The 24,051-nt window shown below is 58.0% G+C and carries 25 protein-coding genes; 9 read left to right on the forward strand and 16 right to left on the reverse strand.

Annotation, left to right across the window (positions count from 1 at the left end; all coding sequences use genetic code 11):
• Positions 1-13: 13 nt before the first annotated feature.
• The 6 genes from purB to A8B84_RS22030 all read right to left on the reverse strand — a co-directional run bounded on the left by purB (position 14) and on the right by A8B84_RS22030 (position 4,913).
• Positions 14-1,381 (reverse strand): adenylosuccinate lyase, encoded by a 1,368-nt coding sequence (gene purB, locus A8B84_RS02510; protein WP_064230184.1) that lies wholly within the window; start codon positions 1,379-1,381, stop codon positions 14-16.
• A gap of 88 nt (positions 1,382-1,469) precedes the next feature.
• Entirely contained in the window at positions 1,470-2,114 is a 645-nt protein-coding gene (hflD, locus tag A8B84_RS02515; RefSeq protein ID WP_064230183.1) for a high frequency lysogenization protein HflD, read from the reverse strand.
• Positions 2,111-3,298: a tRNA 2-thiouridine(34) synthase MnmA gene (gene mnmA / locus A8B84_RS02520; RefSeq protein WP_064230182.1), complete on the reverse strand. Its 1,188-nt coding sequence runs from the start codon at positions 3,296-3,298 to the stop codon at positions 2,111-2,113. Before mnmA ends, hflD begins: the two co-directional genes overlap by 4 nt.
• A 36-nt stretch (positions 3,299-3,334) precedes the next feature.
• The gene (locus A8B84_RS02525; RefSeq protein ID WP_064230181.1) at positions 3,335-3,799 is read right to left on the reverse strand and encodes an NUDIX hydrolase; all 465 of its coding nucleotides are present in this window, start codon (positions 3,797-3,799) and stop codon (positions 3,335-3,337) included.
• The gene (locus tag A8B84_RS02530) at positions 3,796-4,428 is read right to left on the reverse strand and encodes a pseudouridine synthase (RefSeq protein WP_064230180.1); all 633 of its coding nucleotides are present in this window, start codon (positions 4,426-4,428) and stop codon (positions 3,796-3,798) included. Before A8B84_RS02530 ends, A8B84_RS02525 begins: the two co-directional genes overlap by 4 nt.
• 173 nt (positions 4,429-4,601) lie before the next feature.
• Complete coding sequence (locus A8B84_RS22030) at positions 4,602-4,913, reverse strand: cold shock domain-containing protein (protein WP_064230179.1); 312 nt, start codon at positions 4,911-4,913, stop codon at positions 4,602-4,604.
• Positions 4,914-5,219: 306 nt separating this feature from the next.
• On the opposite strand from A8B84_RS22030, the gene clpS reads away from it, so the two are divergent.
• Together clpS and clpA are read left to right on the forward strand one after the other, a co-directional pair.
• The gene (gene clpS, locus A8B84_RS02540) at positions 5,220-5,579 is read left to right on the forward strand and encodes an ATP-dependent Clp protease adapter ClpS (protein ID WP_008169202.1); all 360 of its coding nucleotides are present in this window, start codon (positions 5,220-5,222) and stop codon (positions 5,577-5,579) included.
• Positions 5,580-5,597: 18 nt separating this feature from the next.
• The gene (clpA, locus tag A8B84_RS02545) at positions 5,598-7,868 is read left to right on the forward strand and encodes an ATP-dependent Clp protease ATP-binding subunit ClpA (protein ID WP_064230178.1); all 2,271 of its coding nucleotides are present in this window, start codon (positions 5,598-5,600) and stop codon (positions 7,866-7,868) included.
• A gap of 106 nt (positions 7,869-7,974) precedes the next feature.
• On the opposite strand, the gene infA is transcribed toward clpA, so the two are convergent.
• The 9 genes from infA to A8B84_RS02590 form a co-directional block, all read right to left on the reverse strand.
• A complete protein-coding gene (infA, locus tag A8B84_RS02550) occupies positions 7,975-8,193 on the reverse strand; it encodes a translation initiation factor IF-1 (RefSeq protein WP_008169200.1) in 219 nt (72 codons plus the stop codon).
• Positions 8,194-8,273: 80 nt separating this feature from the next.
• The gene (locus A8B84_RS02555; protein WP_064230177.1) at positions 8,274-8,987 is read right to left on the reverse strand and encodes an arginyltransferase; all 714 of its coding nucleotides are present in this window, start codon (positions 8,985-8,987) and stop codon (positions 8,274-8,276) included.
• Entirely contained in the window at positions 8,988-9,701 is a 714-nt protein-coding gene (gene aat, locus A8B84_RS02560; protein ID WP_064230176.1) for a leucyl/phenylalanyl-tRNA--protein transferase, read from the reverse strand.
• A 203-nt stretch (positions 9,702-9,904) separates the two neighbouring features.
• Positions 9,905-10,858, reverse strand: a complete 954-nt coding sequence (gene trxB, locus A8B84_RS02565; protein WP_008169196.1) for a thioredoxin-disulfide reductase — start codon at positions 10,856-10,858, stop codon at positions 9,905-9,907.
• Between the two features lie 141 nt (positions 10,859-10,999).
• Entirely contained in the window at positions 11,000-11,911 is a 912-nt protein-coding gene (locus A8B84_RS02570; RefSeq protein ID WP_064230175.1) for an AAA family ATPase, read from the reverse strand.
• Positions 11,912-11,918: 7 nt separating this feature from the next.
• Positions 11,919-12,842 carry a carbon-nitrogen hydrolase gene (locus A8B84_RS02575; RefSeq protein ID WP_064230174.1) on the reverse strand — a complete coding sequence of 308 codons (924 nt, stop codon included), beginning with the start codon at positions 12,840-12,842 and terminating at the stop codon, positions 11,919-11,921.
• Positions 12,842-13,891, reverse strand: a complete 1,050-nt coding sequence (locus tag A8B84_RS02580; protein WP_227512874.1) for an agmatine/peptidylarginine deiminase — start codon at positions 13,889-13,891, stop codon at positions 12,842-12,844. The genes A8B84_RS02575 and A8B84_RS02580 overlap by 1 nt, the downstream gene beginning before the upstream one ends.
• Positions 13,892-13,992: 101 nt before the next feature.
• Positions 13,993-14,295 (reverse strand): hypothetical protein, encoded by a 303-nt coding sequence (locus A8B84_RS02585; RefSeq protein WP_064230172.1) that lies wholly within the window; start codon positions 14,293-14,295, stop codon positions 13,993-13,995.
• 95 nt (positions 14,296-14,390) lie between these two features.
• Positions 14,391-14,978 (reverse strand): PilZ domain-containing protein, encoded by a 588-nt coding sequence (locus A8B84_RS02590; protein WP_064230171.1) that lies wholly within the window; start codon positions 14,976-14,978, stop codon positions 14,391-14,393.
• A gap of 129 nt (positions 14,979-15,107) precedes the next feature.
• Between A8B84_RS02590 and A8B84_RS02595 the strand changes: the two genes are divergently transcribed.
• Both A8B84_RS02595 and lolD read left to right on the forward strand, forming a co-directional pair.
• Positions 15,108-16,349 (forward strand): lipoprotein-releasing ABC transporter permease subunit, encoded by a 1,242-nt coding sequence (locus A8B84_RS02595; protein ID WP_064230170.1) that lies wholly within the window; start codon positions 15,108-15,110, stop codon positions 16,347-16,349.
• A 13-nt stretch (positions 16,350-16,362) separates the two neighbouring features.
• Positions 16,363-17,052 carry a lipoprotein-releasing ABC transporter ATP-binding protein LolD gene (gene lolD / locus A8B84_RS02600; RefSeq protein ID WP_064230169.1) on the forward strand — a complete coding sequence of 230 codons (690 nt, stop codon included), beginning with the start codon at positions 16,363-16,365 and terminating at the stop codon, positions 17,050-17,052.
• On the opposite strand, the gene A8B84_RS02605 is transcribed toward lolD, so the two are convergent.
• Complete coding sequence (locus A8B84_RS02605) at positions 17,040-17,585, reverse strand: DUF2062 domain-containing protein (protein WP_064230168.1); 546 nt, start codon at positions 17,583-17,585, stop codon at positions 17,040-17,042. The genes lolD and A8B84_RS02605 overlap by 13 nt on opposite strands.
• Before the next feature lie 81 nt (positions 17,586-17,666).
• On the opposite strand from A8B84_RS02605, the gene A8B84_RS02610 reads away from it, so the two are divergent.
• The 5 genes from A8B84_RS02610 (at position 17,667) to lpxK (ending at position 24,047) form a co-directional block, all read left to right on the forward strand.
• Positions 17,667-20,099 (forward strand): DNA internalization-related competence protein ComEC/Rec2, encoded by a 2,433-nt coding sequence (locus tag A8B84_RS02610; RefSeq protein ID WP_227512873.1) that lies wholly within the window; start codon positions 17,667-17,669, stop codon positions 20,097-20,099.
• Positions 20,100-20,171: 72 nt separating this feature from the next.
• A complete protein-coding gene (locus tag A8B84_RS02615; protein ID WP_064230167.1) occupies positions 20,172-20,798 on the forward strand; it encodes a MotA/TolQ/ExbB proton channel family protein in 627 nt (208 codons plus the stop codon).
• Positions 20,799-20,803: 5 nt separating this feature from the next.
• Positions 20,804-21,229: an ExbD/TolR family protein gene (locus A8B84_RS02620; RefSeq protein WP_064230166.1), complete on the forward strand. Its 426-nt coding sequence runs from the start codon at positions 20,804-20,806 to the stop codon at positions 21,227-21,229.
• Complete coding sequence (gene msbA, locus A8B84_RS02625) at positions 21,226-23,004, forward strand: lipid A export permease/ATP-binding protein MsbA (protein ID WP_064230165.1); 1,779 nt, start codon at positions 21,226-21,228, stop codon at positions 23,002-23,004. The genes A8B84_RS02620 and msbA overlap by 4 nt, the downstream gene beginning before the upstream one ends.
• Positions 23,001-24,047 (forward strand): tetraacyldisaccharide 4'-kinase, encoded by a 1,047-nt coding sequence (lpxK, locus tag A8B84_RS02630; protein WP_064230164.1) that lies wholly within the window; start codon positions 23,001-23,003, stop codon positions 24,045-24,047. The genes msbA and lpxK overlap by 4 nt, the downstream gene beginning before the upstream one ends.
• Positions 24,048-24,051: the final 4 nt, after the last annotated feature.

Below are 24,051 nucleotides of genomic sequence, written 5' to 3' on the forward strand. Positions count from 1 at the left end.
TGTACTCCCAGTTTCAGATGTTTTGTGCCTGATCGACTGCGTTACCGATGTAGCGGCCAGGCGTCAGGGCCATCAGTTCGGCCTTGGCCTGCTCCGGAATGTCGAGGCTCTCCACGAAATTCTTGATCACTTCCGGCGTCATTGCCTTGCCGCGGGTCAAAGCCTTGAGCTTTTCATAGGGCTTTTCAATGTTGTAACGGCGCATCACGGTCTGAATCGGTTCGGCAAGCACTTCCCAGGCATGGTCCAGGTCTTCATCCAGGCGAGCCGGGTTGATTTCCAGTTTGCCGAGGCCCTTCAGTGTGGCTTCATAGGCGATCAGGCTGTGGGCAAAGCCAACGCCCAGATTGCGCAGTACGGTGGAGTCAGTCAGATCCCGCTGCCAGCGCGAAATAGGCAGCTTGGCGGAGAGGTGGCTGAACAGCGCATTGGCGATGCCCAGGTTGCCCTCGGAGTTCTCGAAATCAATGGGGTTGACCTTGTGGGGCATGGTTGAGGAACCCACTTCGCCTTCCACTGTTTTCTGCTTGAAGTAGCCGAGAGAAATATAGCCCCAGACGTCACGATCCAGGTCAATCAGGATTGTGTTGAAGCGGGCGACGGCATCGTACAGTTCGGCGATGTAATCGTGTGGTTCGATCTGGGTGGTGTACGGGTTCCAGTCGAGGCCGAGGCTCTCGATGAACTCCCGGGCATTCAGGGCCCAGTCGATTTCCGGGTAGGCAGACAAATGCGCGTTGTAGTTCCCCACGGCGCCGTTGATCTTGCCCAACAGCTCGGTTTCACGGATCTGTTTTACCTGGCGACGCAGACGGTGAACCACGTTCGCCAGCTCTTTGCCAACGGTCGTGGGAGAGGCTGTCTGGCCGTGTGTTCGCGAAAGCATGGGCTGTTCGGCGTGGTCGTGAGCCAGCTGCGCCAGCTTGTCGACAACGCGGTCCATGGTTGGCAGCAGGCCGTGGTCCAGGCCTTCCCGCAGCATCAGGCCATGGGACAGGTTGTTGATGTCTTCGGAGGTGCAGGCAAAGTGAACGAATTCCGTGACGGCGTGCAGCTCCGGAACGCCGGCAATTTTTTCCTTGATGAAGTACTCGACCGCTTTTACATCGTGATTGGTGGTGCGTTCGATGTCCTTGATGCGCTCGGCGTCTTCAAGGCTGAACTCACTGACCAGGCTGTCCAGAGCTGTGTTGGCTTCGGCGGAGAACTCGGGTACCTCAGTTACCCCGGGATGAGCGGCCAGCTTCTGCAACCAGCGGATCTCGACGGTTACCCGGTTCCTGATCAGGCCATATTCACTGAAAATTTCACGGAAGACGCTGACCTTGCTGCCATAGCGTCCATCGACCGGGGAAATGGCGGTCAGGGCGGTGAGTTCCATCGAAAACCTCTCAAGTCATCAAAGATTCGGATCAAAAGAAAATAAGGGGTGCATATCATACACCACCGGAGGCACTGAATCAGCGCCGTCAGTGGTACAGGGAGCGATTGGCTTCCTCGGCAAGCTCGCCGGCGAGCCGGATGACCTTTTTTCGGGCAAAGATCAGCTGCCAGCGGCGGCCGCCGGTCTGACGCCAGAGCACGGCGGAACGAATGCCCGCGAGCAGCAGGGCACGCACTTTTGCCGCATTCTCCTCCCGTTGCAGCACCGAGGGGTTGCCGCTCACCTGGATTCGCAGTCGAAAGGTGCTGATGGTGTCTGCATAGACCGATGCCAGATTACTGATCAGATTGGGATGGATATACCCGAAGTGGCTGGCGGTATGCCTGGCCTGATCAATACGGCTGCCGATCACATCCAGCATGTCAGAGCGGCGATTCAGTTTGGATTCGAGCTGGATCAGGTTGAGAGCATAGCGCAGGACTTCGATGTCCTGCTGCCGGGATTGCTGGCTGAGCACCGAGGAGAGGGTGACAAGGCCTTCGCGGATATCCCGCAGTTCGCCGCCGTAGACGTCCAGGGTGTTCTCCGGATTGGTGGCGAACAGCGAGCGGATGGAGGTTTCCAGGCTGGCTTCGTTGCACTGGCCGTCGTGGGCAATCTGCTGCACCAGGTTGGCGGCCTGAAAAACCCCGGCCAGCGCCAGGGTCTGATCCTTGAGGGAGCGGCTCATGCGGTCTCTTCCTGGGGCCGGGTTCCGGCCAGGCGGGCGGGCAAGGATTCCCCGTCTCGCCAAGTCTCTTCAATGACGCCGCCGCCGAGACACACATCGCCATCGTAGAAAACAACAGATTGTCCAGGAGTGACGGCGCGTTGTGCGTCGTCAAAGTCTACCCGAACGCCGCCTTCGATCACGACAACCTCGCAATCCTGGTCCGGCTGTCGGTAGCGGGTTTTGGCCTTGCACCGGAACGTCTCTGCAGGTGGTTCGCCAGCGACCCAGTCAATCGGTCCCGATACCAGGCCCCGGGAAAAGAGCAGGGGGTGATGCTTGCCCTGGACTGCAATCAGGACATTGCGAGTGAGATCTTTTTCCGCCACATACCAGGGCTCGTCCCCGAATTCACTGAGGCCGCCTATGCCCAGACCCTGACGCTGGCCAATGGTGTGATACATCAGGCCCTGGTGCCGGCCAATTTTCTGGCCATCGGGTGTTTCGATGTCGCCGGGCTGGGCCGGAAGGTATTGCTTCAGGAAATCCTTGAACTTGCGCTCGCCAATGAAGCAGATGCCGGTGGAGTCCTTTTTATCATGGGTGACAAAACCCTGCTGCTCGGCAATACGACGCACCTCGGGTTTCTCCAGCTCGCCTACCGGGAACAGGGTCCGCGCGATGCGATCGCCAGAGACGGCATGCAGGAAATAGCTCTGATCCTTGTTGGGATCGAGGCCCTTAAGGAGCTGGGCCTTGCCCGGGGCGTCGGCAATCGGTCGCTGACGGGCATAGTGGCCGGTGGCGATATAGTCTGCTCCGAGAGTAACGGCATAGTCCAGGAAAGCCCGGAATTTCACTTCCTTGTTACACAGGATGTCGGGGTTGGGTGTCCGCCCGGCCTGGTACTCGGAGAGGAAGTGCTCAAATACCCTGTCCCAGTATTCGGCCGCGAAGCTGGCGGTGTGCAGTTTGATGCCGATGGCGTCGGCCACGGCCTGGGCGTCGGCCAGGTCCGTCATGGCGGTGCAGTATTCGGTACCGTCGTCCTCATCCCAGTTCTTCATGAACAGGCCTTCAACCTGGTAGCCCTGATCCTTTAGCAGCCAGGCGGCCACGGACGAGTCCACGCCGCCGGACATACCGACTATCACGCGGGTGTTGGCATTGCTGGTTGAAGAGTGCGCTTCGGATGCGATGGTCATGACAGCTTTGTTACCGGCTAAAAAACCGGAAGTTTATCATCTTTCCGGAGGCGCCGTCTGCGCATCCACCACCACGTCCAGCGGGTATAGCCGGCCGTTTCGGTAATCTTCTATGCACTGGAGCACGAGCGGGCTGCGCAGTTTATCGCCCAGCGCGCGAATTTCATCAAGGGTCAGCCAGTGGGCGGCAATGATGCCATCGTCCAGCTGATCGGTAAGGCGGGTGCGGGCCCGGGCCGCATAACAGAACCGGTAGTAGGTAACTCCGTTGGCCGGCGCCTTGTAGGTGTAGATGCCCAGAAAATGCAAGGGCTCTATGTCCCAGCCAGTCTCCTCAAGGGTTTCCCGCCGAACGGCATCCAGAATGGCTTCGTCTTCCTCCACATGGCCTGCAGGCTGGTTGAAAACAACCTCTCCGCCGCTGACTTCTTCAACCATCAGGTAGCGGTCGGCTTCATCCTCAACAATGACGGCCACGGTAGCGTGGGGTGTCCAGGTCATGGTTTCCGGTTTCTCCTGGGTCGGTCGCCGGCGCCACTGCGTCGGCGGGGTGATTGTGCTGGCGCTGGAAGATTGACAGTAACAATCCGATGGCCCCCGGACTTTAGTCCGTCGAGGGTCCAGTCGCCAATCCGGTATCGGATCAGTCGCAACGTGGGAAAACCCACGGCGGCAGTCATTCGTCGAACCTGCCGATTCTTACCTTCGGTGATGGTCAGCTCAATCCAACTGGTGGGAACTGTATCGCGATGGCGCACCGGCGGCACCCTGGGCCAGACTGAAGGGGCGGGTATTCTGGCGGCTTTAGCCGGCCGGGTCAGACCATCTTTCATTTGAACTCCGGCCGCCAGGTGTTTCAACGCCTCTTCCGTAATGTCGCCTTCCACCTGAACCCAGTATGTCTTAGGCATCTTGAGCGAAGGGGATGCAATCCGGTGTTGCAGTGAGCCTTCAGAGGTAAGAAGAAGCAGGCCCTCGGAATCATAGTCGAGGCGACCGGCCGGGTAGATGCCCGGAATCCGCAGGTAGTCCGCCAGGGTGGCTCTCGGTGACTCACCGCCGGAGGCGCCATCGTCGGTAAACTGGCTCAAAACCTGGAAGGGTTTGTTGAAAAGCACGAGTTCAGCCATGCGCTGATAGGTTCCCGGAATTCTGATGTCTTTGGTGAAGGCAGGGTACTGCAAAGCGGGGCGCTGGCAAAGCAACGTTGACGTCGATCAAGAGGGAGTGGGATTAAAGGACAAAAAAAGGAGGGCCCACCAGCGGCCACCGGTGGGTGCGATTACTTTATTGTAACAGTCGATCAGGCGTTTACTGCACGGGGCGGATAGCCGTCCCGGCCTGACTCCTGCTGCCCTGATTGCCCGGCAGAGTCGCTGCTGGCGCCAGTTTGTCCCTTGCTGGCGGGCAGTTCGTCAGGGACGATGTTGACTGCGTGAATGCCCTTGTCGCTGGGCTTTTTGTCGAAGGTTACGGCCTGGCCGGCTTTTAAGGTCTTGTAGCCGTCCATCTGCACCGAAGAGAAGTGCGCAAACAGGTCGTCACTGCAGCCATCCTCGATGATGAATCCGTACCCTTTGGCATTGTTGAACCACTTGACCTTGCCTCTTGGCATGATGAACTCCCCTGTTCTTTTGCTGTCTCTATTATTGTTGATTCTTTGTTTGCCTATCGGTGCCGTCGCACAGCCGGTCCGAATCCTGTTACACAATCCTTGCATGGATTTACATTATTTTACAATGCAACTTAACTTTCGACCAATCATGGCGATGAGTCAATAGTTTCTATGCCGGGAATGTGTGGTTGAACGCAGTCTGGAAGCGGTATCATGTTCGTATTGATAAATATCTCATGCCCCGCTTGAAAACCCGGGGGCGGACATCCACATTTAACAGGAGCACCGATAAACCGGTAAGGAATGATGCGGACTATCGAAAATTCTCTACTAGTATTTAATCAGGGGGAGGACGAACAACCGGGGCGACAGGATGACCTCAGCGTTGCTCCCGAGAAGCCTGCTCTCAAGCGTCCGGCGCGATATCGAGTGGTGCTTCTGAACGATGATTACACGCCCATGGATTTTGTTGTGGATGTGTTGATGAAGTTCTTCGGAATGAACGAGGAAAAGGCGACGCAGGTGATGCTGCTCGTCCATACACAGGGAAAAGCTGTATGCGGGGTATATACCCGGGACATCGCGGAAACAAAGGCGGCACAGGTGAACCAGTATTCCTCGGAATGCGAACATCCGCTCCTTTGCGAGATTGAACGTGCGGACTGAAAGACGTTGGGGTGGCCCATGCTGAGCAAAGATCTAGAAATTACGCTGAATACGGCCTTCAAGAGTGCCCGGGACAAGCGTCATGAGTTCATGACCGTGGAGCATCTGTTGCTGGCCCTACTGGATAATGAATCGGCAGTGGGCGTTCTGAAAGCTTGTGGCGCAGACCTCAAGCGGCTTCAGGAAGAGCTCGTCGAATTCGTGGATTCAACCACGCCATTGATTCCCAGCAGTGATAGTGAGCGGGAGACACAGCCCACACTGGGGTTCCAGCGCGTATTGCAACGGGCGGTTTTCCACGTGCAGTCCTCGGGCAAGAAAGAGGTGACCGGTGCCAACGTGCTGGTAGCCATTTTCAGCGAACAGGAAAGCCAGGCGGTCTACGTGCTCAAGAAACAGAGCATTGCCCGCATTGATGTGGTGAACTTTGTGTCCCACGGCATTTCTCGCGTCCAGGGTGCGGAAGACCAGGAGAGCCACGACCAGGCATCCCATGATGAGGCTGGCGAGGAAGGCGGTCAGTCCAAGCCGCTGGAAAGCTATGCCACCAATCTGAATGAACAGGCCCGTCAGGGCCGGATTGATCCGCTGATTGGTCGTGAGCACGAGGTGGAGCGGGTCGTCCAGATTCTGGTGCGCCGCCGCAAGAACAACCCCCTGCTGGTGGGTGAGGCTGGCGTCGGCAAGACTGCGATAGCGGAAGGCCTTGCCAAGCGCATTGTCGATGGCCAGGTTCCTGACATCATCTCGGATGCCGTAGTCTACTCGCTGGATCTGGGGGCTCTGCTCGCCGGAACCAAGTATCGGGGCGACTTCGAGAAGCGTCTGAAAGGGCTGCTTGCCGAGCTCAAGAAAGAGAACCACGCGATTCTGTTCATCGACGAAATTCACACCATCATTGGGGCGGGCTCCGCTTCCGGTGGCGTGATGGACGCCTCGAACCTGTTGAAGCCCATGCTCAGCTCCGGAGAGATCCGGTGCATCGGTTCAACCACGTTCCAGGAGTTCCGGGGAATCTTTGAAAAGGACAGCGCCCTGGCTCGCCGTTTCCAGAAAATTGATGTGAACGAGCCGAGCGTTGAGGATACCTATCAGATCCTCAAGGGCCTTAAGCCCAGCTTTGAGAAGCACCACGATCTCAAGTACACCGACAAGGCCCTTCGGGTAGCTGCAGAGCTGTCCGACCGCTACATTACAGACCGTCATCTGCCAGACAAGGCCATTGACGTTATTGATGAAGCGGGTGCCCGTCAAAGGCTTCAGCCTGAGGGTAAGCGCAAGAAGACGGTAGACGTCACCGAGATCGAGGATGTGGTTGCGAATATTGCCCGCATTCCGCCGAAGAACGTCTCTACCAGCGACAAGGATCTGCTGCGCAATCTGGAGCGGGACCTCAAGATGACCGTGTTTGGTCAGGATCCGGCCATCGAATCGCTGTCCACTGCCATCAAGCTGGCCCGTGCCGGACTGAAGTCTCCCGAGAAGCCTGAGGGTGCCTTCCTGTTTGCAGGGCCGACCGGTGTTGGTAAAACCGAGGTTACCAAGCAGTTGGCAAAGGTGCTGGGCATCGAGCTCGTACGGTTTGACATGTCCGAGTACATGGAACGCCACACTGTGTCGCGGCTGATCGGTGCGCCTCCGGGCTACGTCGGCTACGATCAGGGCGGCCTGTTGACGGAATCGGTCAACAAGCACCCGCACTGTGTGCTCCTGCTTGATGAAATCGAGAAAGCCCATCCGGAAGTGTTTAATCTGCTGCTGCAGGTCATGGACCATGGCACGCTGACTGACAACAACGGTCGCAAGGCGGATTTCCGCCACGTGATCCTGGTAATGACCACCAACGCCGGCGCCGAAAGTATGGCCCGTCGCTCCATTGGCTTCAGCGAGCAGGACCACAGCACGGACGGCATGGAAATCATCAGCAAGACCTTCACGCCGGAATTCCGCAACCGTCTGGACGGTATCATCCAGTTCGGTGACCTGCAGATCGACACCATCACACACGTGGTGGACAAGTTCCTCACCGAGCTGCAGGCGCAGCTGGACGAGAAGCATGTGGTTCTGCATGTGGACGACGAAGCGAAGGCCTGGCTGGCCGAGAAGGGCTACGATGTCACAATGGGTGCCCGCCCGATGTCGCGCCTGATCCAGGACAAGATCAAGCGGCCGCTGGCCGAGCAGATCCTGTTCGGGCGTTTGTCAGAGAAGGGCGGGGATGTCTTCATCCACCTTCGTGATGACGAGCTGGTATTCGAGTACGAGGACGAGCCTGCAGAGGCTGTCTGACATACTTCAACAAGGAAAAACCGCTGTCCGGGTAACCGGCAGCGGTTTTTTTTACGCCCTAACGAAAAAAGCCCCCGAAGGGGCTTTTTCAGATGTCACGGGAGCATCAACGGGCGCGGTATACGATTCGGCCCTTGCTCAGGTCGTAGGGAGTCAGCTCAACCTTGACCTTGTCACCTGTCAGGATGCGGATGTAGTTCTTGCGCATCTTGCCGGAGATGTGAGCTGTCACAACATGACCGTTGCTGAGCTCAACGCGGAACATGGTGTTTGGAAGGGTGTCGATAATAACGCCCTCCATTTCAATGGCATCTGATTTCGGCATTCAGTAGAAACCTCGTTTGGATATGCTTCTCGTAATTTTAAATTGCGCAATTCTGCCTGATTTGTCGGCGTTTGGCAAAGTTAGCCTGGGTCCAGTTCACGCCAGTGCCCGTCTCGAAGCGCTTCGATCGGGCGAAAGCGGGTTTTGTAGTTCATTTTTCGGCACTGCTTGATCCAGTAACCGAGATAGAGATGGGGCAGTCCTCTGCGGCGAGCTTCCTCGATTTGCCACAGGATCGCGTAGGTGCCCAGGCTCCTGTCCTCCAGATCCGGGTCGAAAACGGTGTAGATGGCCGAGAGTCCGTCGTCCAGAAGGTCCACGGCCGCCAGTCCCACCAGCCGCTCATCCTTGTGGATTTCCAGGAACCAGGAGTCGGTTGCCCCTTCCACCAGGAACGACGTGAACTGTTCCCGGGTGGGCGGGTACATATCGCCATCCTGGTGCCGTTGCTCAATGTAGTTGGCGTAGAGCTGGTAGTACCTTTCCGCGAAGGTGGCCGGCACCATGGTGCACTTCAGGTCTGTATTTTTCTTGAGCACCCGTCGCTGGCTTCTGTCCGGATTGAAATCATCGACTTTTAATCGAACCGGTATGCAGGCATTGCATTGCTCGCAGTGGGGCCGGTAATAATGCGATCCGCTGCGGCGGAAGCCAAGAGCGGTGAGTTGGCTGTAGAGTTTTTTATCGACATGGGCCCGAGGATCCACAAACATGGTGGTTGCCTCGCGGTCTGGCAGGTAGCTGCAATCATGGGGTGGCGTCGCGAAGAACACCAGGGTTCTGAGATTGCTCATTCACTCCTCCGGCCCGGGCCAACGCCATTGGAAGGTCCAGTCGGTCTGATCCGGTTTTTGGTCGATACTCATCCTGAGTATAGATAAAAACTCTTCCCGGGGAATAGTCCGCGCGCCCATGGTCAGCAAATGCCGGCTCTCAACCTGGCAGTCCATGATTCGGTAGCCCCAGTTCTGTAACTGGTGCGCCAGGTGGACCATGAGAACCTTGGACGCGTTGGTCTCCAGGGAAAACATGGATTCCCCGAAAAAGCACCGGCCAATAGCCAGTCCGTACATGCCACCGGCCAGCTCGCCGCGGCGGTTCCAGATTTCGATGGAGTGAGCCACGCCCATGCGGTGGAGCTCTGAGTAGCTGGCAATCATTTCTTCGGTAATCCAGGTGCCTTCGGCCCGGGTCGAGGCGCACAGGCGGATAATCCGTCCGAAGTGTCTGTCTGCGGTTACCTGGAAGCGTTGCTGGTTCAGGGTGCGGCGTAGGCTCCGTGAAACGTGGATTTCGTCCGGAAAAAGGACGCACCGCGGATTCGGTGACCACCATAAAATGGGCTGGTCGTCGCTGTACCAAGGGAAGATGCCGTTCCGGTAGGCCAGTATGAGTCGCTCGGTGGAAAGGTCGCCGCCGAGGGCAAGAAGGCCGTCCGGGTCGTCCAGGGCTTCGTTGGCGGGGGGGAACCAGAGTTGGTCAGGGTCTAGCCAGGGTAGTGAGGTCATCCTTCTCCGGTTTTTACTGCCTAGTTCGCGTTGATCTTGTTGCTAACGGGCCTCGGAGTCGCGCCCGGGAGGACCAGTCTTCTAAAACACGCCGTAAATACATCCCTGTAGGCTTGGCTCCGCCATCCCTGGCTCCGCACAGTTTTAGAAGACTGGTCCTCCCGGCCTCGATCAGCTTCCGTGTCGCCTTCTAAAAGACTAGATCAATCCTGTTGATCCAGAAACTTTTCCGCATCCAGGGCGGCCATGCAGCCGAAGCCGGCGGAGGTGACGGCCTGGCGGTAGACGTGGTCGGCTACGTCGCCGGCGGCGAAGACGCCGGGGATGCTGCTCTGGGTGGCCATGCCTTCAAGGCCGGAGCGGATGCGGATATAGCCGTTTTCCATGTCCAGCTGGCCCTGGAACAGGTCGGTGTTGGGCTTGTGGCCGATGGCGATGAATACGCCGGCCAAGTCCATTTCCTGGGTGGAGTCGTCTTTGGTGCTTTTGATGCGCATACCGGTGACGCCGGTGCCGTCGCCCAGGACTTCGTCGAGGGTGTGGTCCCAGACGATCTTGACGTTGCCGTTTTCGGCTTTTTCAAACAGTTTGTCCTGGAGGATCTTTTCGGCACGCAGGCTGTCGCGGCGGTGCACCAGCGTCACTTCGTCGGCGATGTTGGACAGGTACAGGGCCTCTTCAACGGCGGTGTTGCCGCCGCCGATAACGGCGACTTTCTGTTTCTTGTAGAAGAAGCCGTCGCAGGTGGCGCAGGCGGATACGCCCTGGCCTTTGAATTTCTCTTCCGATTCCAGGCCCAGGTACATGGCGGAGGCACCGGTGGCGATGATCAGGGCGTCGCAGGTGTACTCGCCGCCGTCGCCCTTGAGGCGGAAGGGGCGGTTGCGCAGGTCAGCTTCGTTGATGGTGTCGTAGACGATGCTGGTTTCGAAGCGTTCGGCGTGTTTGAGCATGCGCTGCATGAGCTCTGGGCCCTGAACGCCGTCGTTGTCGCCGGGCCAGTTGTCGACGTCGGTGGTGGTGGTGAGCTGGCCGCCGACTTCAATACCGGTAATCAGGGTCGGGTTCAGGTTGGCGCGGGCTGCGTAGACAGCAGCGGTGTAACCTGCGGGGCCGGAACCGAGGATGATCAGTCGGGAATGTTTGGTGTCGCTCATTGGGAATTCTCTCACTGAAAAAGCCGTACGTTGCCGGGCCCGGTTTCAGGGCCAGACGCTTCGGGGAAAGGAGCAAAGGCTAACATGAAAGGCGCGGTCTGCCATTCGTTTTGGCCAATTCCGCTTATAAAACCTTGCTATTTACTCAAGCACGGAAACGGTTGCCAACAGCTGGCGAACCCTTTCAGCGCTTTTGCCGGACTCGCCCTGTTCGAGGCGGTGGGCCGCCACGGCGGGAAAGACCGCCTGGATGTCATCCGGCAGTACGTGATGACGACCCTCCATCAACGCCCAGGCCTTGGCGGCCCGTACCAGCCCCAGTCCCGCCCGGGGCGAAAGCCCGTACAGCAGCCCGGGCATTCTCCGACTTTGTTCCAGCAATCGTTGAACATAATCCAGAAGAGCCGGGCTGGCGGTTATCCGCGTGACGCCTTCCTGCAGGGTTTTCAGGTCGGCCTGGGAGAGCAGTGTGGGGAGTTTTTCGGTCATGGCACGACGGTCTTCACCCTCCAGCAGCTCGCGCTCGGCCCGCGGGTCCGGGTAACCCAGGCGAAGGCGCATGAGGAATCTGTCCAGTTGGGACTCGGGCAGGGGGTAGGTGCCGCCCTGCTCGATGGGATTCTGGGTGGCAATCACAAAGAAAGGGTGCGGCAGTGGCCGGGTCTCGCCCTCGATGGACACCTGCCGTTCTTCCATGGCTTCGAGCAGAGCGCTCTGTGTGCGAGGTGATGCCCGGTTGATTTCATCAGCAAGCACCACTTGGGCGAAAATTGGGCCGGGGTGGAATACCAGGCTGCCGGCCTGTTTATCGTACATGGAGTAGCCAAGCACATCCGCCGGAAGCAGGTCGTTGGTGAACTGAATCCGCTGGTAACTCAGCCCCATGACCTTGGCGAGGGCATGGGATAGCGTTGTCTTGCCCATGCCGGGAATGTCTTCGATCAGCAGGTGCCCCCGGGCCAGTAGCCCGCAAAGGGCAAGGCGTACCTGTTGGTCTTTGCCCAGGAGTATCTGGTTCAGTTCACTGACTACGGTATCGACCAGTTTTTTCATTCCGGGCTCAGTCCCTTACGCGTTTGAGGATGTCACCGTAGGCGTCTATACGGCGGTCTCTCAAATACGGCCAGATACGGCGAACCGATTCACTGCGGGTGCGATCAAGGGTTACAGCCAGAATGCACTCAGAGCTGTCATCGCCCCGGGCCAGAAACTCACCCTGCGGGCCACAGATAAAACTGTTGCCCCAGAAGCGAATGCCGTCGCTGTGTCCTGAGGGGTCGGGTTCGGTGCCTACCCGGTTCGGAGCCACCACCGGCAGGTTGTTGGCAACCGCATGGCCCCGCTGCACGGTGACCCAGGCGTCCAGCTGGCGTGCCCGTTCATCCGGGTCATCCGTTACATCCCAGCCGATGGCGGTGGGGTATATGAGGATCTCCGCGCCGGCCAGGGCCATCAGCCGGGCAGCTTCGGGATACCACTGGTCCCAGCACACCAGCACCCCAAGCCTGCCAACGGATGTATTAATGGGCGTGAAGCCGCTGCGGCCATCATTGAACTGGGCGTCGCCGGGCGTAAAGTAGAATTTCTCATAGAAACCCGGGTCGTCCGGAATGTGCATTTTCCGGTACAGGCCTGCCATGGAGCCGTCTCTGTCAAACACGACCGCGGTGTTGTGGTAAACACCGTTCATGCGACGTTCGAAAATGGATCCAACCAGAACGATGCCCAGCTCACGGGCCAGTTCTGACAAACGCTGGCTGGTGGGGCCGGGAATCGGCTCGGCCAGTTCGAAAACCGCTGTGTCTTCGGTCTGGCAGAAGTACAGGGTGGCGTGGAGTTCCTGGAGAATAACCAGGTCTGCACCACTGGCCGCGGCTTCGCGGACCAGTTTCTCGGTAACGGCGAGGCTGGCCGCCTTATCACTGCTGCAGGCCTGCTGGATGGCGGCAACATTGATCTGGCTCTTGCGCGATTCACTGCTCATCAACTGACTACTCCGGCGGGGATTTGCATGGTCACACAGTGAAGGCTGCCATGCTGGCGAATCAAGGGTCGGCAATCAATCGGCACAATCTCCCTGCTCGGGAAAATCTCTTTCATGACAGTGATGGCGTCTTCATCCTGCGGCACGTCGTACACCGGCAGCAACACCGCATCGTTGATTATCAAAAAGTTTGCATAGGTAGCCGGCAGGCGCTCACCGTCCTCGTCATATATGGCGTCGGGCCAGGGCAGAGGCGTCAGTTTGTAGGGGGAGCCGTCGGCCTGACGGAATTCCTGAAGCTCTTCTTCCATGGCCGCAAGAGCGCTGTAGTGTTCATCGGCCACGTCGGGACAGGACACATAACAGATATGATCCGGTGCGCAGAATCGGGCCAGGGTATCAATGTGGCTGTCGGTGTCGTCTCCGGCAAGGTAGCCATGGTTGAGCCAGAGAATCCGCCACACGCCCAATACCTCTGATAGCAGTTGCTCAATGGCTGTGCGATCCATGGCCGGGTTTCGGGTCGGCGTCAGCAGACATTCCGAGGTGGTCAGAAAAGTGCCCTGACCGTCCGATTCAAAGGAGCCGCCCTCCAGTACGAAGTCCACCTGCTGTGTCGCTGTTGTGCCGAATACACCCGCATTAAACAGATGATTGTTCAATGCGTCGTCTTTTTCCGAGGGAAACTTTCCGCCCCAGGCGTTGAACCGGAAATCCAGGAGTGTGGGCCTGTCGTCAGTCAGGATAGTGATCGGCCCATGGTCCCTTGCCCAGGTATCGTTAGCAGGCGCGGGAACCGCCTTCGCACGGCCCGGCAAACTGTTTTGCTCGGCGTAGAGGTTGAGGTCCCGCTCTAGCTCCTGCAGACGGGTTACGTGTTCGCAACTGATAACCACATGTTCGTGTCGGAGAACGGCTTTGGCAATGTTCTCGAAAACTGGCTCCACCTCATCGATCAGGTCTGCCCAGTCGGTTCCCGGATGGGGCCAGGTCAGCATTACGGCGCTTTGGGGCGCCCATTCCGCGGGCAACACTCGTTTGGTTGTCACTACGTCACCTTGAATCATAAAAGACGCCATTCTAACCAACGATTGGTTGAACGTCAGGACATGAGAAGGGGATTTCCGACCTGGAAAGGCCCCTCGGGCCTTCAGCGATTATGCTTGAGAACAGTATGGATAACCCGGTCGCCTTCGAAATACACGACAAAGTTCTGGTAATGCCATTGGATAATCGGTGGCTGGCCAATCGGGCCCTGAATCTCCATAGGCGCGCCCCAGGACGCGCGGACTGATGATTGGCTCATGCCGGAGCCCGGAAAGCTGGCCTGATCGCGATCGGCCTGGGCACCAATCGGCACGCGAACTTCTTCAGCTACCGCGGACGTCATCGGGAAAAAGGCCAGTGTGGCAGTCACTGCCAGTGCGCCGAACAGGGTAGATTGTTTTCTCATTGATGGGTCTCCATGAAAACTGGCGTCCTCAGAAGGACATGGATAAAGCGTAATATCCGAAAAAGATTAGCAAAAGTCACCCGTTTTTCCCCAGTCTACTCTTTTTGACGCTGTCGAATCTGCCACCGCATCACATGCCGTGCGATTTGTTGGCGATCGCCGTCATCAATCCGGGCAAATTCGGTGTGGACCCTTGCTCCGCCTGAAGAATCGGGGTGTACCTCGAGAACACGGGCGATTGCCTGGGGCTGAAAAAGTTCGGGTGGCAGGGTCATTCGGACAGCAAGCCGGTCTCCGGGTTGCCAGGCAGGGGTGCTACTGGAGAACGACAGGCCGCCTTCGCTCAGGGTCACCTCCTGCCAGTCCTCAGGTTGCAACGGATTTTGCTCAAAGGCCATAATGCGCGCAAGCGTATCCAGCTTGCCATTCAGGGATTTGATCAGCCCGGTAAGCAGCCGGTCTTTTTCGCCAAGGCTGGCAAGCTGGGATTTTACGTCCTGGTCCAACCGCCTGAATTCAGCTTTCAGGCTTTCGAGGTGGTCACCATCGAAGGCATTCCCGTCCAGTGGAGTGTCGGGGGCCAGCTTGCGGATCTCCAGGCCGATCCGGTCTTCAATGCGGTAAAAGTCCCGGCGTTCGGGTGAATAGTCCACCGGTTCGTTTGGGGTGTCGGACGACTGCATCGCGGCTCCGGAAAGCTGAATTTTTATTGGTACAGAACAGTTTAGCAGTTTCCCTCCGTGCTGGAATGTAGAAAGTACTCGGGAAAACCAGACCACGACAGACCTGAAGGTAGCAACAGGCACCTCTTCATGTTCAGACCCTTATCATTTTACATTGGCTTGCGATACACGGCCGCAAAGCGCCGCAATCACTTCATATCCTTTATTTCCCTGACCTCGATGATCGGGCTGATGCTGGGGGTGGCGGTGCTGATCATCGTGCTGTCAGTCATGAATGGCTTCGACCGGGAACTCAAGCAGAGAATTCTCGGGATGGTTCCCCACGCCACCATACAGGGCGCCGGCCCACTGGATGATTGGCAGTCCGTTGATGCACGGGTACAGGAGCATCCCCGGGTGCTGGCTGCGGCTCCATTCATTCAGGGGCAGGGCATGGTCACCGGGGGCGGGAATGTTCGTGGCGTCATGCTTAATGGCATCCTGCCGGAAGAAGAGCGCACGGTGTCCATCATTGAGAATCATATGATCGAAGGTGGGCTGGATGATCTGGCCTCCGGCGAGTTTGGCATCATCATCGGCCGCTTGATGGCGGCCAGCCTGCGTCTTCAGGTGGGTGACAAGGTGACCGTGGTGCTGCCGGAAGCCTCGGTGACGCCAGCAGGGGTACTGCCAAGGCTCAAGCGTTTTACGGTCAAGGGCATTTTCAGTGTCGGGGCTGAGCTGGATGGTAACTACACCCTGATCCACATGGATGATGCCGCCAAGCTAATGCGCACCGGGGGTAAGGCCGAAGGCGTCCGCCTGCTGGTGGATGACCTGTTCGCAGCGCCCAAGGTGTCGCAGCAGGCCGCTGAGGCCCTGGGCGGCCGATACTACGTATCCGACTGGACCCGCACCCACGGCAATCTGTTCCAGGCCATCCGCATGGAGAAAACCATGATCGGCCTGCTTCTGATGTTTATCGTCGCTGTGGCGGCCTTCAATATCGTGTCCACGCTGGTGATGGTGGTTACTGATAAAACCGGTGACATCGCGATCCTGAGAACCATGGGAGCGACGCCGGGTCGGATCATGCGCATCTTTATCGTTCAGGGAGCGGTCATCGGTATCTTCGGAACCATCGTTGGCACGGCGCTGGGTGTGTTCGGGGCACTCAACATCAGCGCCTTTATCTCCTGGCTGGAGGGTGCGCTTGGGCACCAGTTCCTAAGCGCAGATGTCTACTTTATCAGCTACCTGCCGTCCCAATTGCAATGGCAGGACGTTTTCATAATCAGCGGCGCCGGCCTTGCCATGAGCTTGTTGGCAACCATTTACCCGGCCTGGCGGGCCTCAAGGGTGGATCCGGCGGAGGCACTTCGCTATGAATAAGGAACCTTCCGCTATGGCGCATTCTGCCCCGGTGATCGACTGTCGCCAGGTGACCCGGACCTACAACGAGGGCCCCGGAAAGCTCACCATTTTTTCAGATATCTCACTGGAAGTTGCCCAGGGTGAGACCGTTGCCATCGTTGGCAGCAGCGGTGCCGGAAAAACAACCTTGCTGAATCTTCTGGGCGGGCTCGACAAGCCGTCGTCCGGCCAGATCTCTATCTGTGGTGAGGACATTCACCGGCTCTCCGAGTCGCGGCGTGCAAAGTTTCGCAACGCCCATCTGGGCTTTGTCTATCAGTTTCATCACTTGCTGCCGGAATTTACGGCGCTTGAGAACGTCATGATGCCCTGTGCATTGGGTGGCATGGCGGTGTCGAAATCGCGCGACAAGGCAAGCAGCTTACTGGAGCGGGTTGGCCTTGCCGAACGGCTTGATCACAAGCCTGGCGAGCTCTCCGGGGGCGAGCGTCAGCGGGTGGCTATAGCGCGTGCGTTGGTAAATGAGCCGGACTGCGTGCTGATGGATGAACCGACCGGTAACCTGGATGAACATACCGGCGAGGGAGTCCAGGCACTGATCGAGTCTCTCAGGGATCAGTTGGGCATTGCGTTTGTCATGGTAACCCATGATATGAAAATGGCCCGAAGCCTCGGGCGGGTCATGCGGCTTGAACAGGGCCGGTTGATTCAGGAAGTCTGATCAGCCGCCCGGCGGCGCCTGAGTCGAGCGGTGCGCCGCACCTGCCAGTCAGAGCGAATTTTCCGGCGCCACAGATACTGGATAATCAGGTAGGCCACGCAAGCGGAAACCGTTGCGACCACCAGGGACCCGAGATAGAGGGGAATGCCGATATCCAGCAGCCGCTCGCTGATCCAGGACCAGGAGAGTTCGAACTCAAAGCTGAGTACGGGACGGTCCAGGGCCCAGGCCCCGATTTTGTAGTTGAAATAGAACATCGGCGGCATGGTCACCGGGTTGCTGATCCAGACCAGAACCACTGAAAGCGGTAGGTTGGCATTGAACCAGATGGCGAAGAAGGCTGCCGCAAGCATCTGGAAGGGCATTGGAATAAAGCAGAACCAGATACCGACCAGAAACGCCCTGGCGACACTGTGACGGTTAATGTGCCATAGGTTCGGTTCATGAAGAATATCGCCCAGAAAGCTCAGCGACTGCATCGCTTGCACCTTCTCTGGTGAGGGCAGATAGCGTTTCATGAACTTCTTTGGCATTGGAAGTTCTGCCTTTAAACGGAGTTAATATACCGGCTCATCGGATGTCGCCGGTGTTTGTGACATACAGGAGGACAAGGATTGTCCGGAAGTATCAACCGCCCGGCATGCTCTCTTGGCACGTCCGGTTCAGCAGTAGTGGGCGTGATCGCCTTCTCTTTTGGCGTTATCTTACTGTATTGGTTGTCGATACTGCCACCTCCCGAATGGTTGATCGCCGCGATACTGCTGCTCGCTCTTGCCTTTTCCTGTTCTTTATCGACCGTCGCCACCCGGTTAGCAGTGTTCGCCTTTGGCCTGCTTGCCGGACTGCTCTGGGCCTCCTGGCATGCTGGTGAACGGCTCTCGACCACCCTTCCGAGCAGTCTTGAACGGGAGCGCCTCGCGGTCTCGGGATACCTGTGCGACATTCCTTCGAAAGGAAGCTTCAACAGTTTACGTTTCAGTTTCTGTGTCACCCAGTGGCACAACCTTCCCATCGAAACCGGGCAGGAAGCAAGGATGCCGCGCCTGCTCAGATTGTCCTGGTATGGTCACGGGAATGAACAACTTCCCGGGGCCCGCCTGCGGCTGGAAGTCGCTCTCAAACGCCCTCATGGCAGCCTCAACCCTGCAGGCTTCCGCTACGAGGACTGGCTTTTTCGGAAGGGGTACCGGGCCACAGGAAGCGTCCGTAGTGTTCAGGTCGACCCAACGGTCAGGTGTTTGCTGCATTGCCAGTACCGGAGTCTCCATCTTTCCCTTAAACACTGGACCACGGAGCAGTTTGGCGATGCCAGGCATTTTCCGCTGGTTTCTTCGCTCTTAATTGGCCATCGCGGCTATATGGAAGAGAAGCACTGGGATGTACTCAAGGCGACCGGCACCATTCACCTGGTAGCGATATCGGGTCTGCATCTGGGGCTGGTTGCGCTGGGTGCCGGCTTTTTGTGCAGGCGACTGTTGCTGGCGTTGCCGGCCCGAAGGGTCAGTGACGAGGCCAGACGCTGGATTGTCTTCACATCGGTTCTGAGTTGTTGCCTGATTTATGCCCTGTCGGCCGGTTTTACCGTGCCGACACGTCGCGCCCTTGTCATGGTGGTTGCAGGCGGTTGGCTGATTCTTATGAGTCGTCAGGCGCCGGTTTGGCAGGCCTTTCTGGCTGCATTGGTGGCTGTTCTTCTGCTGGATCCTTTTGCGCCACTGGATCAGGGGTTCTGGCTGTCGTTTACGGCTGTCGCCGTGCTGATTGCTGTGTTTTCGGCGCGGCTTGAGGGAGCCGGGTCGTTGACCGGGCTCGTCGTTGCGCAGCTCGCCGTATTCGGCGGTTTGTGGCCAATCCTGGAGATATTTGGGCAAGGACAGCCGCTGGTTGGTTTGTTGGCCAATCTCGCAGCGATCCCATGGGTATCCTTGGTAGTCATGCCAGTACTGGTCGCGGGCGGGTTGATCACGGCCGTTGTTCCCGGCGCCGCCCAGCTATTTGTGCCACTGTTCGATTGGACTCTGGGCGTGCTCTGGTACGTGCTGACATGGTTCGCGGAGTGGCAGGCGCCGGGCATTGAAGCCAGTGTTCCGGAGATTGTGGGTTGGGCGTTGCTGACTGTGACCCTGGTTTTTATGCCGTTTGCCAGATTTCGCCTTGTTGCCGCTCTGTTGGCCGTGTCATGGCTAATGTATCCGGGCCCGACCTCGGTGAAGAATCCCTATTTGAGCGCGCCGGAAATACGGGTCTGGGATGTTGGCCAGGGCCTGTCGGTTCTTGTCCGTCATGGGCATGAGGTATTGGTCTACGACACAGGCCCTGCCGTTCCGGGTGTATTCTCGGCTGTTGAATCGACCCTCCTGCCAAATCTTGAGGCCGAGGGCATCAGGCGGATTGATACCCTGGTGATCAGTCACGCAGACAGTGATCATGCCGGGGGTGTATCCGAACTGACCCGGCAGATTGAGGTCGGAAAATTCATCGCTGGCGAGCCGGTAGCGATCAGAGAGCAGGTTGCCGATCTGCCGGTTCGGGGCTGCAAACGATCATCCCAAAGACTCGGCAGCCTGATGCTGGAATTCTGGCAGGGGGAGGGGGCGACAGAAGGTAACGATGCGTCCTGTGTGCTGCGGATATACCATCCCGAATCAGGCACCGAATGGCTACTGCCGGGGGATATCACCGACCACATGGAAGCCCGGTATCTGGCTTATTTCGCTGATCGAGAGGATCTTCCGGCGCCAGTTACCCGAGTGATTGTCGCGCCCCACCATGGCAGCAAAACGTCATCCTCCGAAGCCTGGGTCAAGGCCTTGAAGCCCGATCAGGTGATCTATACCGCCGGCTATCGACACCGGTATGGCCATCCTCACCCGATGGTTACCGCCCGCTATGCCGGGATCGGGGCCGTTTCGCTGAATACAGCCTGTTCCGGCAGCATCGTGATGACGATTGAGGATAACCGGTTGGAGTTAAAGGAAATGCGCCATCGGTCGCCGTTCTGGATTGGCGGCCCGGGGCTTGCCCGTGATCAATGTAAAATACCGTGACATTGCAGGTGTGGCCTCCACCGGTAGCTATGCTAAAGTAGCGCGGCTTGCAAACAATGAGGGAGACCAAGCGTGTTCGAGCTGTTGAAAGCCGGTGGCATTCTCATGGTGCCAATTGTTGCCTGTTCCATTCTGGCGCTGGCCATCATTCTGGAGCGTATCTGGACCCTTCGTGCCTCCAGGGTAGCGCCTCCCCAGACCATTAACGAGTTATGGCGCTGGATCAAGAAAAAAGAACTCAATGGCCGGAAGCTGAAAGCCCTGCAGGGTTCCTCGCCCCTGGGCCGGATTCTGGCCGGTGGCCTGCTTAACGCGAAGCATGGCCGCGAAATCATGAAAGAGAGCATCGAGCACGAGGCGAGCCAGGTTATCCACGATCTGGAGAGATTCCTGAACCCCCTGGGTACCGTAGCGACGATCACCCCTCTGCTGGGTCTGCTGGGCACCGTTATCGGCATGATCAAGGTGTTTGCCGAGATCCAGCTGGCCGGGGTCGGTAACGCGGGCAACCTGGCTGGCGGTATCTCTGAAGCGCTGATTACCACGGCTGCCGGCCTGAGCGTGGCTATTCCGGCGCTGATCTGCCACCGCTATTTCATCCGCCGGGTGGATGAGCTGGTTGTCAGTATGGAGCAGGAAGCCATCAAGCTGGTTGAGGTAGTACACGGAGACCGCGAAATCGACGTGGAAGGAGCCTGAACGCCGTGAAGTTCAAGCGCCAGAGAAGCCAGGAAGTCGGGGTAGACCTGACACCACTGATCGACGTGGTGTTCCTGCTGCTGATTTTCTTTATGGTTTCCACAACCTTTACCCGGGAAAGCCATCTGCAGGTCGAGCTTCCCGAAGCCAGTGGCGAGCCCGCGCCGGCATCGGAAGTGCAGCAGATTGATGTGGTGATCAATGCCGAGGGGCAGTACATCCTGAATGACCGAACATTGGTCAATAACCGGCGAGAAACGCTTGAACGGGGTGTGCGCGAGCTTGCTGAAGGCAACAATTCGCTTCCGTTCATCATTACCGCTGACGCCCGTACTCCCCACGAGTTTGTGGTTCGTGCCATGGACGTTGCCGGACGTCTGGGATTTGCCAAGCTCAGCATTACTACCGAGCGGGAGGCTGAGAACCAGTGAAGGTAACCGAGCCCTTGCCTGACCCCTCGGCCGGGTTACCAGCGGGCAGTTGGGAAACCTACAAACGCCTGCTCGCTTATGTGAAGCCCTTTCTGCTGGCTTTCTCCCTGGCGGTACTTGGCAACATCATCTATGCCGCAGCATCAACCGGCATGGCGGCGGCTATGGAATACGTCATAGCGGCTATCGAGAACCCGACCGAGCAGAACCGCCTGATTCTCACCCTGGTTATTGTAGGCGTGTTCGCTTTCCGGGGGCTCGGCACGTTCCTGAGCCAGTATTTCATCAGCTACGTTGGTCGCCAGGTCATTAATGCCTTGCGCAATGACGTATTCGATCGCCTGATGACACTGCCTTCCCGGTATTTCGATGACAACGCAGCCGGCCGCCTGGTCTCCAAGCTCACCTTCAACGTTGAGCAGGTTGCGGAGGCGACGACCAATGCCGTGACCATTACCCTCCGTGAAGGCCTGACCATCGTCGGTCTGCTGGGCTACATGTTCTACACCAACTGGAAACTCACGCTGATTTTCCTGGCGGTGGGGCCGCTAATTGCCGCGGTGGTCAGCTATGCCAGCAAACGCTTCCGCAAGATCAGTCAGCGGATCCAGGGCTCCATGGGCGATATAACCCATGTGGCCTCAGAGTCGATTACCGGCTATCGCGTTGTTCGCACCTTTGGTGGCGAGGATTATGAACGCGATCGTTTTCAAGAGGTCAACAATAAAAACCTCAAGCAAAGTCTGAAGATGGCATCCACCCAGGCCATCAGCGTTCCGGTCATTCAGGTACTGGTGGCCATTGCCATTGCCGGATTGGTCTGGATGATGCTGGCGCCGGAAATCCGTGGCGAAATGACCACGGGGCAGCTCGTAGCCTTTATCACCGCTGCAACCACCATGGCAAAGCCGATCCGTCAGGTCACCTCGGTTCATGCCAAGATCCAGAAGGGTGTTGCAGCGGCCTACGATGTCTTCGAAACCATTGATGAAGCCCCGGAGCAGGATCCGGGTACCTACTCTCCGGATCGGGTTGAGGGCGACATCGAGTTTGATGAGGTGTCCTTCCGGTACCGGGACCAGCTCGACAATGTTCTGGAAGGAATCTCCTTCAGCATTCCTGCCGGTCAGAGTGTGGCACTCGTCGGTCGTTCAGGGAGCGGAAAGTCCACCCTGGTGAGTCTCATTCCACGATTCTATGAATACACCGGCGGCGATATCCGCATCGATGGTCACTCGCTGAAGGAGTTCTCCCTGAAAGGGCTGCGTTCCCAGATTGCACTGGTGAACCAGAATGTGGTGCTTTTCAACGACAGTATCGCCGCCAACATCGCTTACGGGGCGCTCCGGCACTGTACTCGCGAAGAAATTCGCGAGGCCGCCGCGAAGGCGCACGCCCTTGAGTTTATCGACCGCATGCCCGAAGGCCTGGACACCATGATCGGCGACAATGGCGTAATGCTCTCGGGTGGGCAGCGACAGCGGCTCGCGATTGCCCGGGCACTGCTGAAGAATGCCCCGATTTTGATCCTTGATGAGGCGACATCGGCACTGGATACCGAATCCGAGCGCCATATCCAGGAAGCGCTGGAAACGGTCATGCAGGGACGTACCACACTGGTCATCGCGCATCGGCTTTCCACCATCGAGAAAGCCGACAGGATTCTGGTGATGGATAACGGACGAATCGCAGAGTCCGGGCGCCATGACGAACTCCTTGCTGCTGGCGGCGCTTACGCTCAGCTTCACCAGATGCAGTTCAGCGAGCAGCCATGAGTGCGGTGCAATCCGCCATGAGTTCGCTGGTTGAACGTCTCTGGTATGGCAGCAAACGGCCCCTGGGCTTTCTGGCTCCGTTGTCCTGGTTGTACCGAAGCATCGCAGAGGCCCGTCGCCGTTCGGCCTGGGACGCAAGGGATGCCTCGCTTCCGGTTCCGGTTATTGTGGTTGGCAATATCACCGCCGGTGGAACCGGGAAGTCACCGCTTACCGCATGGCTTGTCTCTGAACTGGCATCTGCCGGTTGGCGACCGGTCATCCTCAGTAGGGGTTATGGCGGTGACGCCGGCCAATACCCGCTGGTTGTCGCAGCAGATACCAGCCCCGCCGAAGCCGGTGACGAGCCGGTGATGCTGGCACTCAGCACCGGTTGTCCGGTGGTTGTTGATCCCGAGCGTCGACGCGCCGCAGATTTTGCTATCGAGAACAACCTTGGTGATTTGCTGATCTGTGACGACGGTCTACAGCATTACAAATTGCCCAGGGATCTCGAACTCTCGGTATTTGATGGGCAGCGGGGCATCGGCAATGGCGCCCTGATTCCGGTCGGTCCCCTGCGAGAGCCGGTTTCACGGCTCGCTTCCGTGGATTTTGTTATCGTAAACGACAAGCGACTCTCGGAGCAGGCTCTGGAGAGTTTTGTCGGCGTTGACCATCCGGCCATTTATTCCATGGTTCTGGAGCCCACGACCCTGATCCACCTGAAATCGGGGGCGTCCAGGGCTGTCGGAGAACTGAAGGGGAAAACGGTCAAGGCGGTAGCGGGCATCGGCAATCCGGCCCGGTTTTTCGATACGCTCAGGGCCCTGGGTGCATCGGTCACCGAGACGGCTTTTCCGGATCATCACCAATTTCGCCCGGAGGATCTGAAAACCGAGACCGATGAGTGGATTGTCATGACGGCAAAGGATGCGGTGAAATGCCGGGAGTTCGCGCCCGAGAATGCGTGGAGCCTGGTGGTTGAGGCCAGGTTGCCGGAACAGTTCCGGGATGCGTTTCTGGCCCGGGTTCGCCAGTGTTCCGAGCCTATTACTTCGTGATTTC

The sequence above is a fragment of the Marinobacter sp. EhC06 genome (genome assembly GCF_001650915.1).
Lineage (GTDB): Bacteria > Pseudomonadota > Gammaproteobacteria > Pseudomonadales > Oleiphilaceae > Marinobacter.

Bases quoted from the DNA above. Each gene is read 5' to 3' on its own strand.
- purB (WP_064230184.1), bottom strand. From the start codon at position 1,381: ATGGAACTCACCGCCCTGACCGCCATTTCCCCGGTCGATGGACGCTAT.
- hflD (WP_064230183.1), bottom strand. From the start codon at position 2,114: ATGAGCCGCTCCCTCAAGGATCAGACCCTGGCGCTGGCCGGGGTTTTT.
- mnmA (WP_064230182.1), bottom strand. From the start codon at position 3,298: ATGACCATCGCATCCGAAGCGCACTCTTCAACCAGCAATGCCAACACC.
- A8B84_RS02525 (WP_064230181.1), bottom strand. From the start codon at position 3,799: ATGACCTGGACACCCCACGCTACCGTGGCCGTCATTGTTGAGGATGAA.
- A8B84_RS02530 (WP_064230180.1), bottom strand. From the start codon at position 4,428: ATGGCTGAACTCGTGCTTTTCAACAAACCCTTCCAGGTTTTGAGCCAG.
- A8B84_RS22030 (WP_064230179.1), bottom strand. From the start codon at position 4,913: ATGCCAAGAGGCAAGGTCAAGTGGTTCAACAATGCCAAAGGGTACGGA.
- clpS (WP_008169202.1), top strand. From the start codon at position 5,220: ATGCGGACTATCGAAAATTCTCTACTAGTATTTAATCAGGGGGAGGAC.
- clpA (WP_064230178.1), top strand. From the start codon at position 5,598: ATGCTGAGCAAAGATCTAGAAATTACGCTGAATACGGCCTTCAAGAGT.
- infA (WP_008169200.1), bottom strand. From the start codon at position 8,193: ATGCCGAAATCAGATGCCATTGAAATGGAGGGCGTTATTATCGACACC.
- A8B84_RS02555 (WP_064230177.1), bottom strand. From the start codon at position 8,987: ATGAGCAATCTCAGAACCCTGGTGTTCTTCGCGACGCCACCCCATGAT.
- aat (WP_064230176.1), bottom strand. From the start codon at position 9,701: ATGACCTCACTACCCTGGCTAGACCCTGACCAACTCTGGTTCCCCCCC.
- trxB (WP_008169196.1), bottom strand. From the start codon at position 10,858: ATGAGCGACACCAAACATTCCCGACTGATCATCCTCGGTTCCGGCCCC.
- A8B84_RS02570 (WP_064230175.1), bottom strand. From the start codon at position 11,911: ATGAAAAAACTGGTCGATACCGTAGTCAGTGAACTGAACCAGATACTC.
- A8B84_RS02575 (WP_064230174.1), bottom strand. From the start codon at position 12,842: ATGAGCAGTGAATCGCGCAAGAGCCAGATCAATGTTGCCGCCATCCAG.
- A8B84_RS02585 (WP_064230172.1), bottom strand. From the start codon at position 14,295: ATGAGAAAACAATCTACCCTGTTCGGCGCACTGGCAGTGACTGCCACA.
- A8B84_RS02590 (WP_064230171.1), bottom strand. From the start codon at position 14,978: ATGCAGTCGTCCGACACCCCAAACGAACCGGTGGACTATTCACCCGAA.
- A8B84_RS02595 (WP_064230170.1), top strand. From the start codon at position 15,108: ATGTTCAGACCCTTATCATTTTACATTGGCTTGCGATACACGGCCGCA.
- lolD (WP_064230169.1), top strand. From the start codon at position 16,363: ATGGCGCATTCTGCCCCGGTGATCGACTGTCGCCAGGTGACCCGGACC.
- A8B84_RS02605 (WP_064230168.1), bottom strand. From the start codon at position 17,585: ATGCCAAAGAAGTTCATGAAACGCTATCTGCCCTCACCAGAGAAGGTG.
- lpxK (WP_064230164.1), top strand. From the start codon at position 23,001: ATGAGTGCGGTGCAATCCGCCATGAGTTCGCTGGTTGAACGTCTCTGG.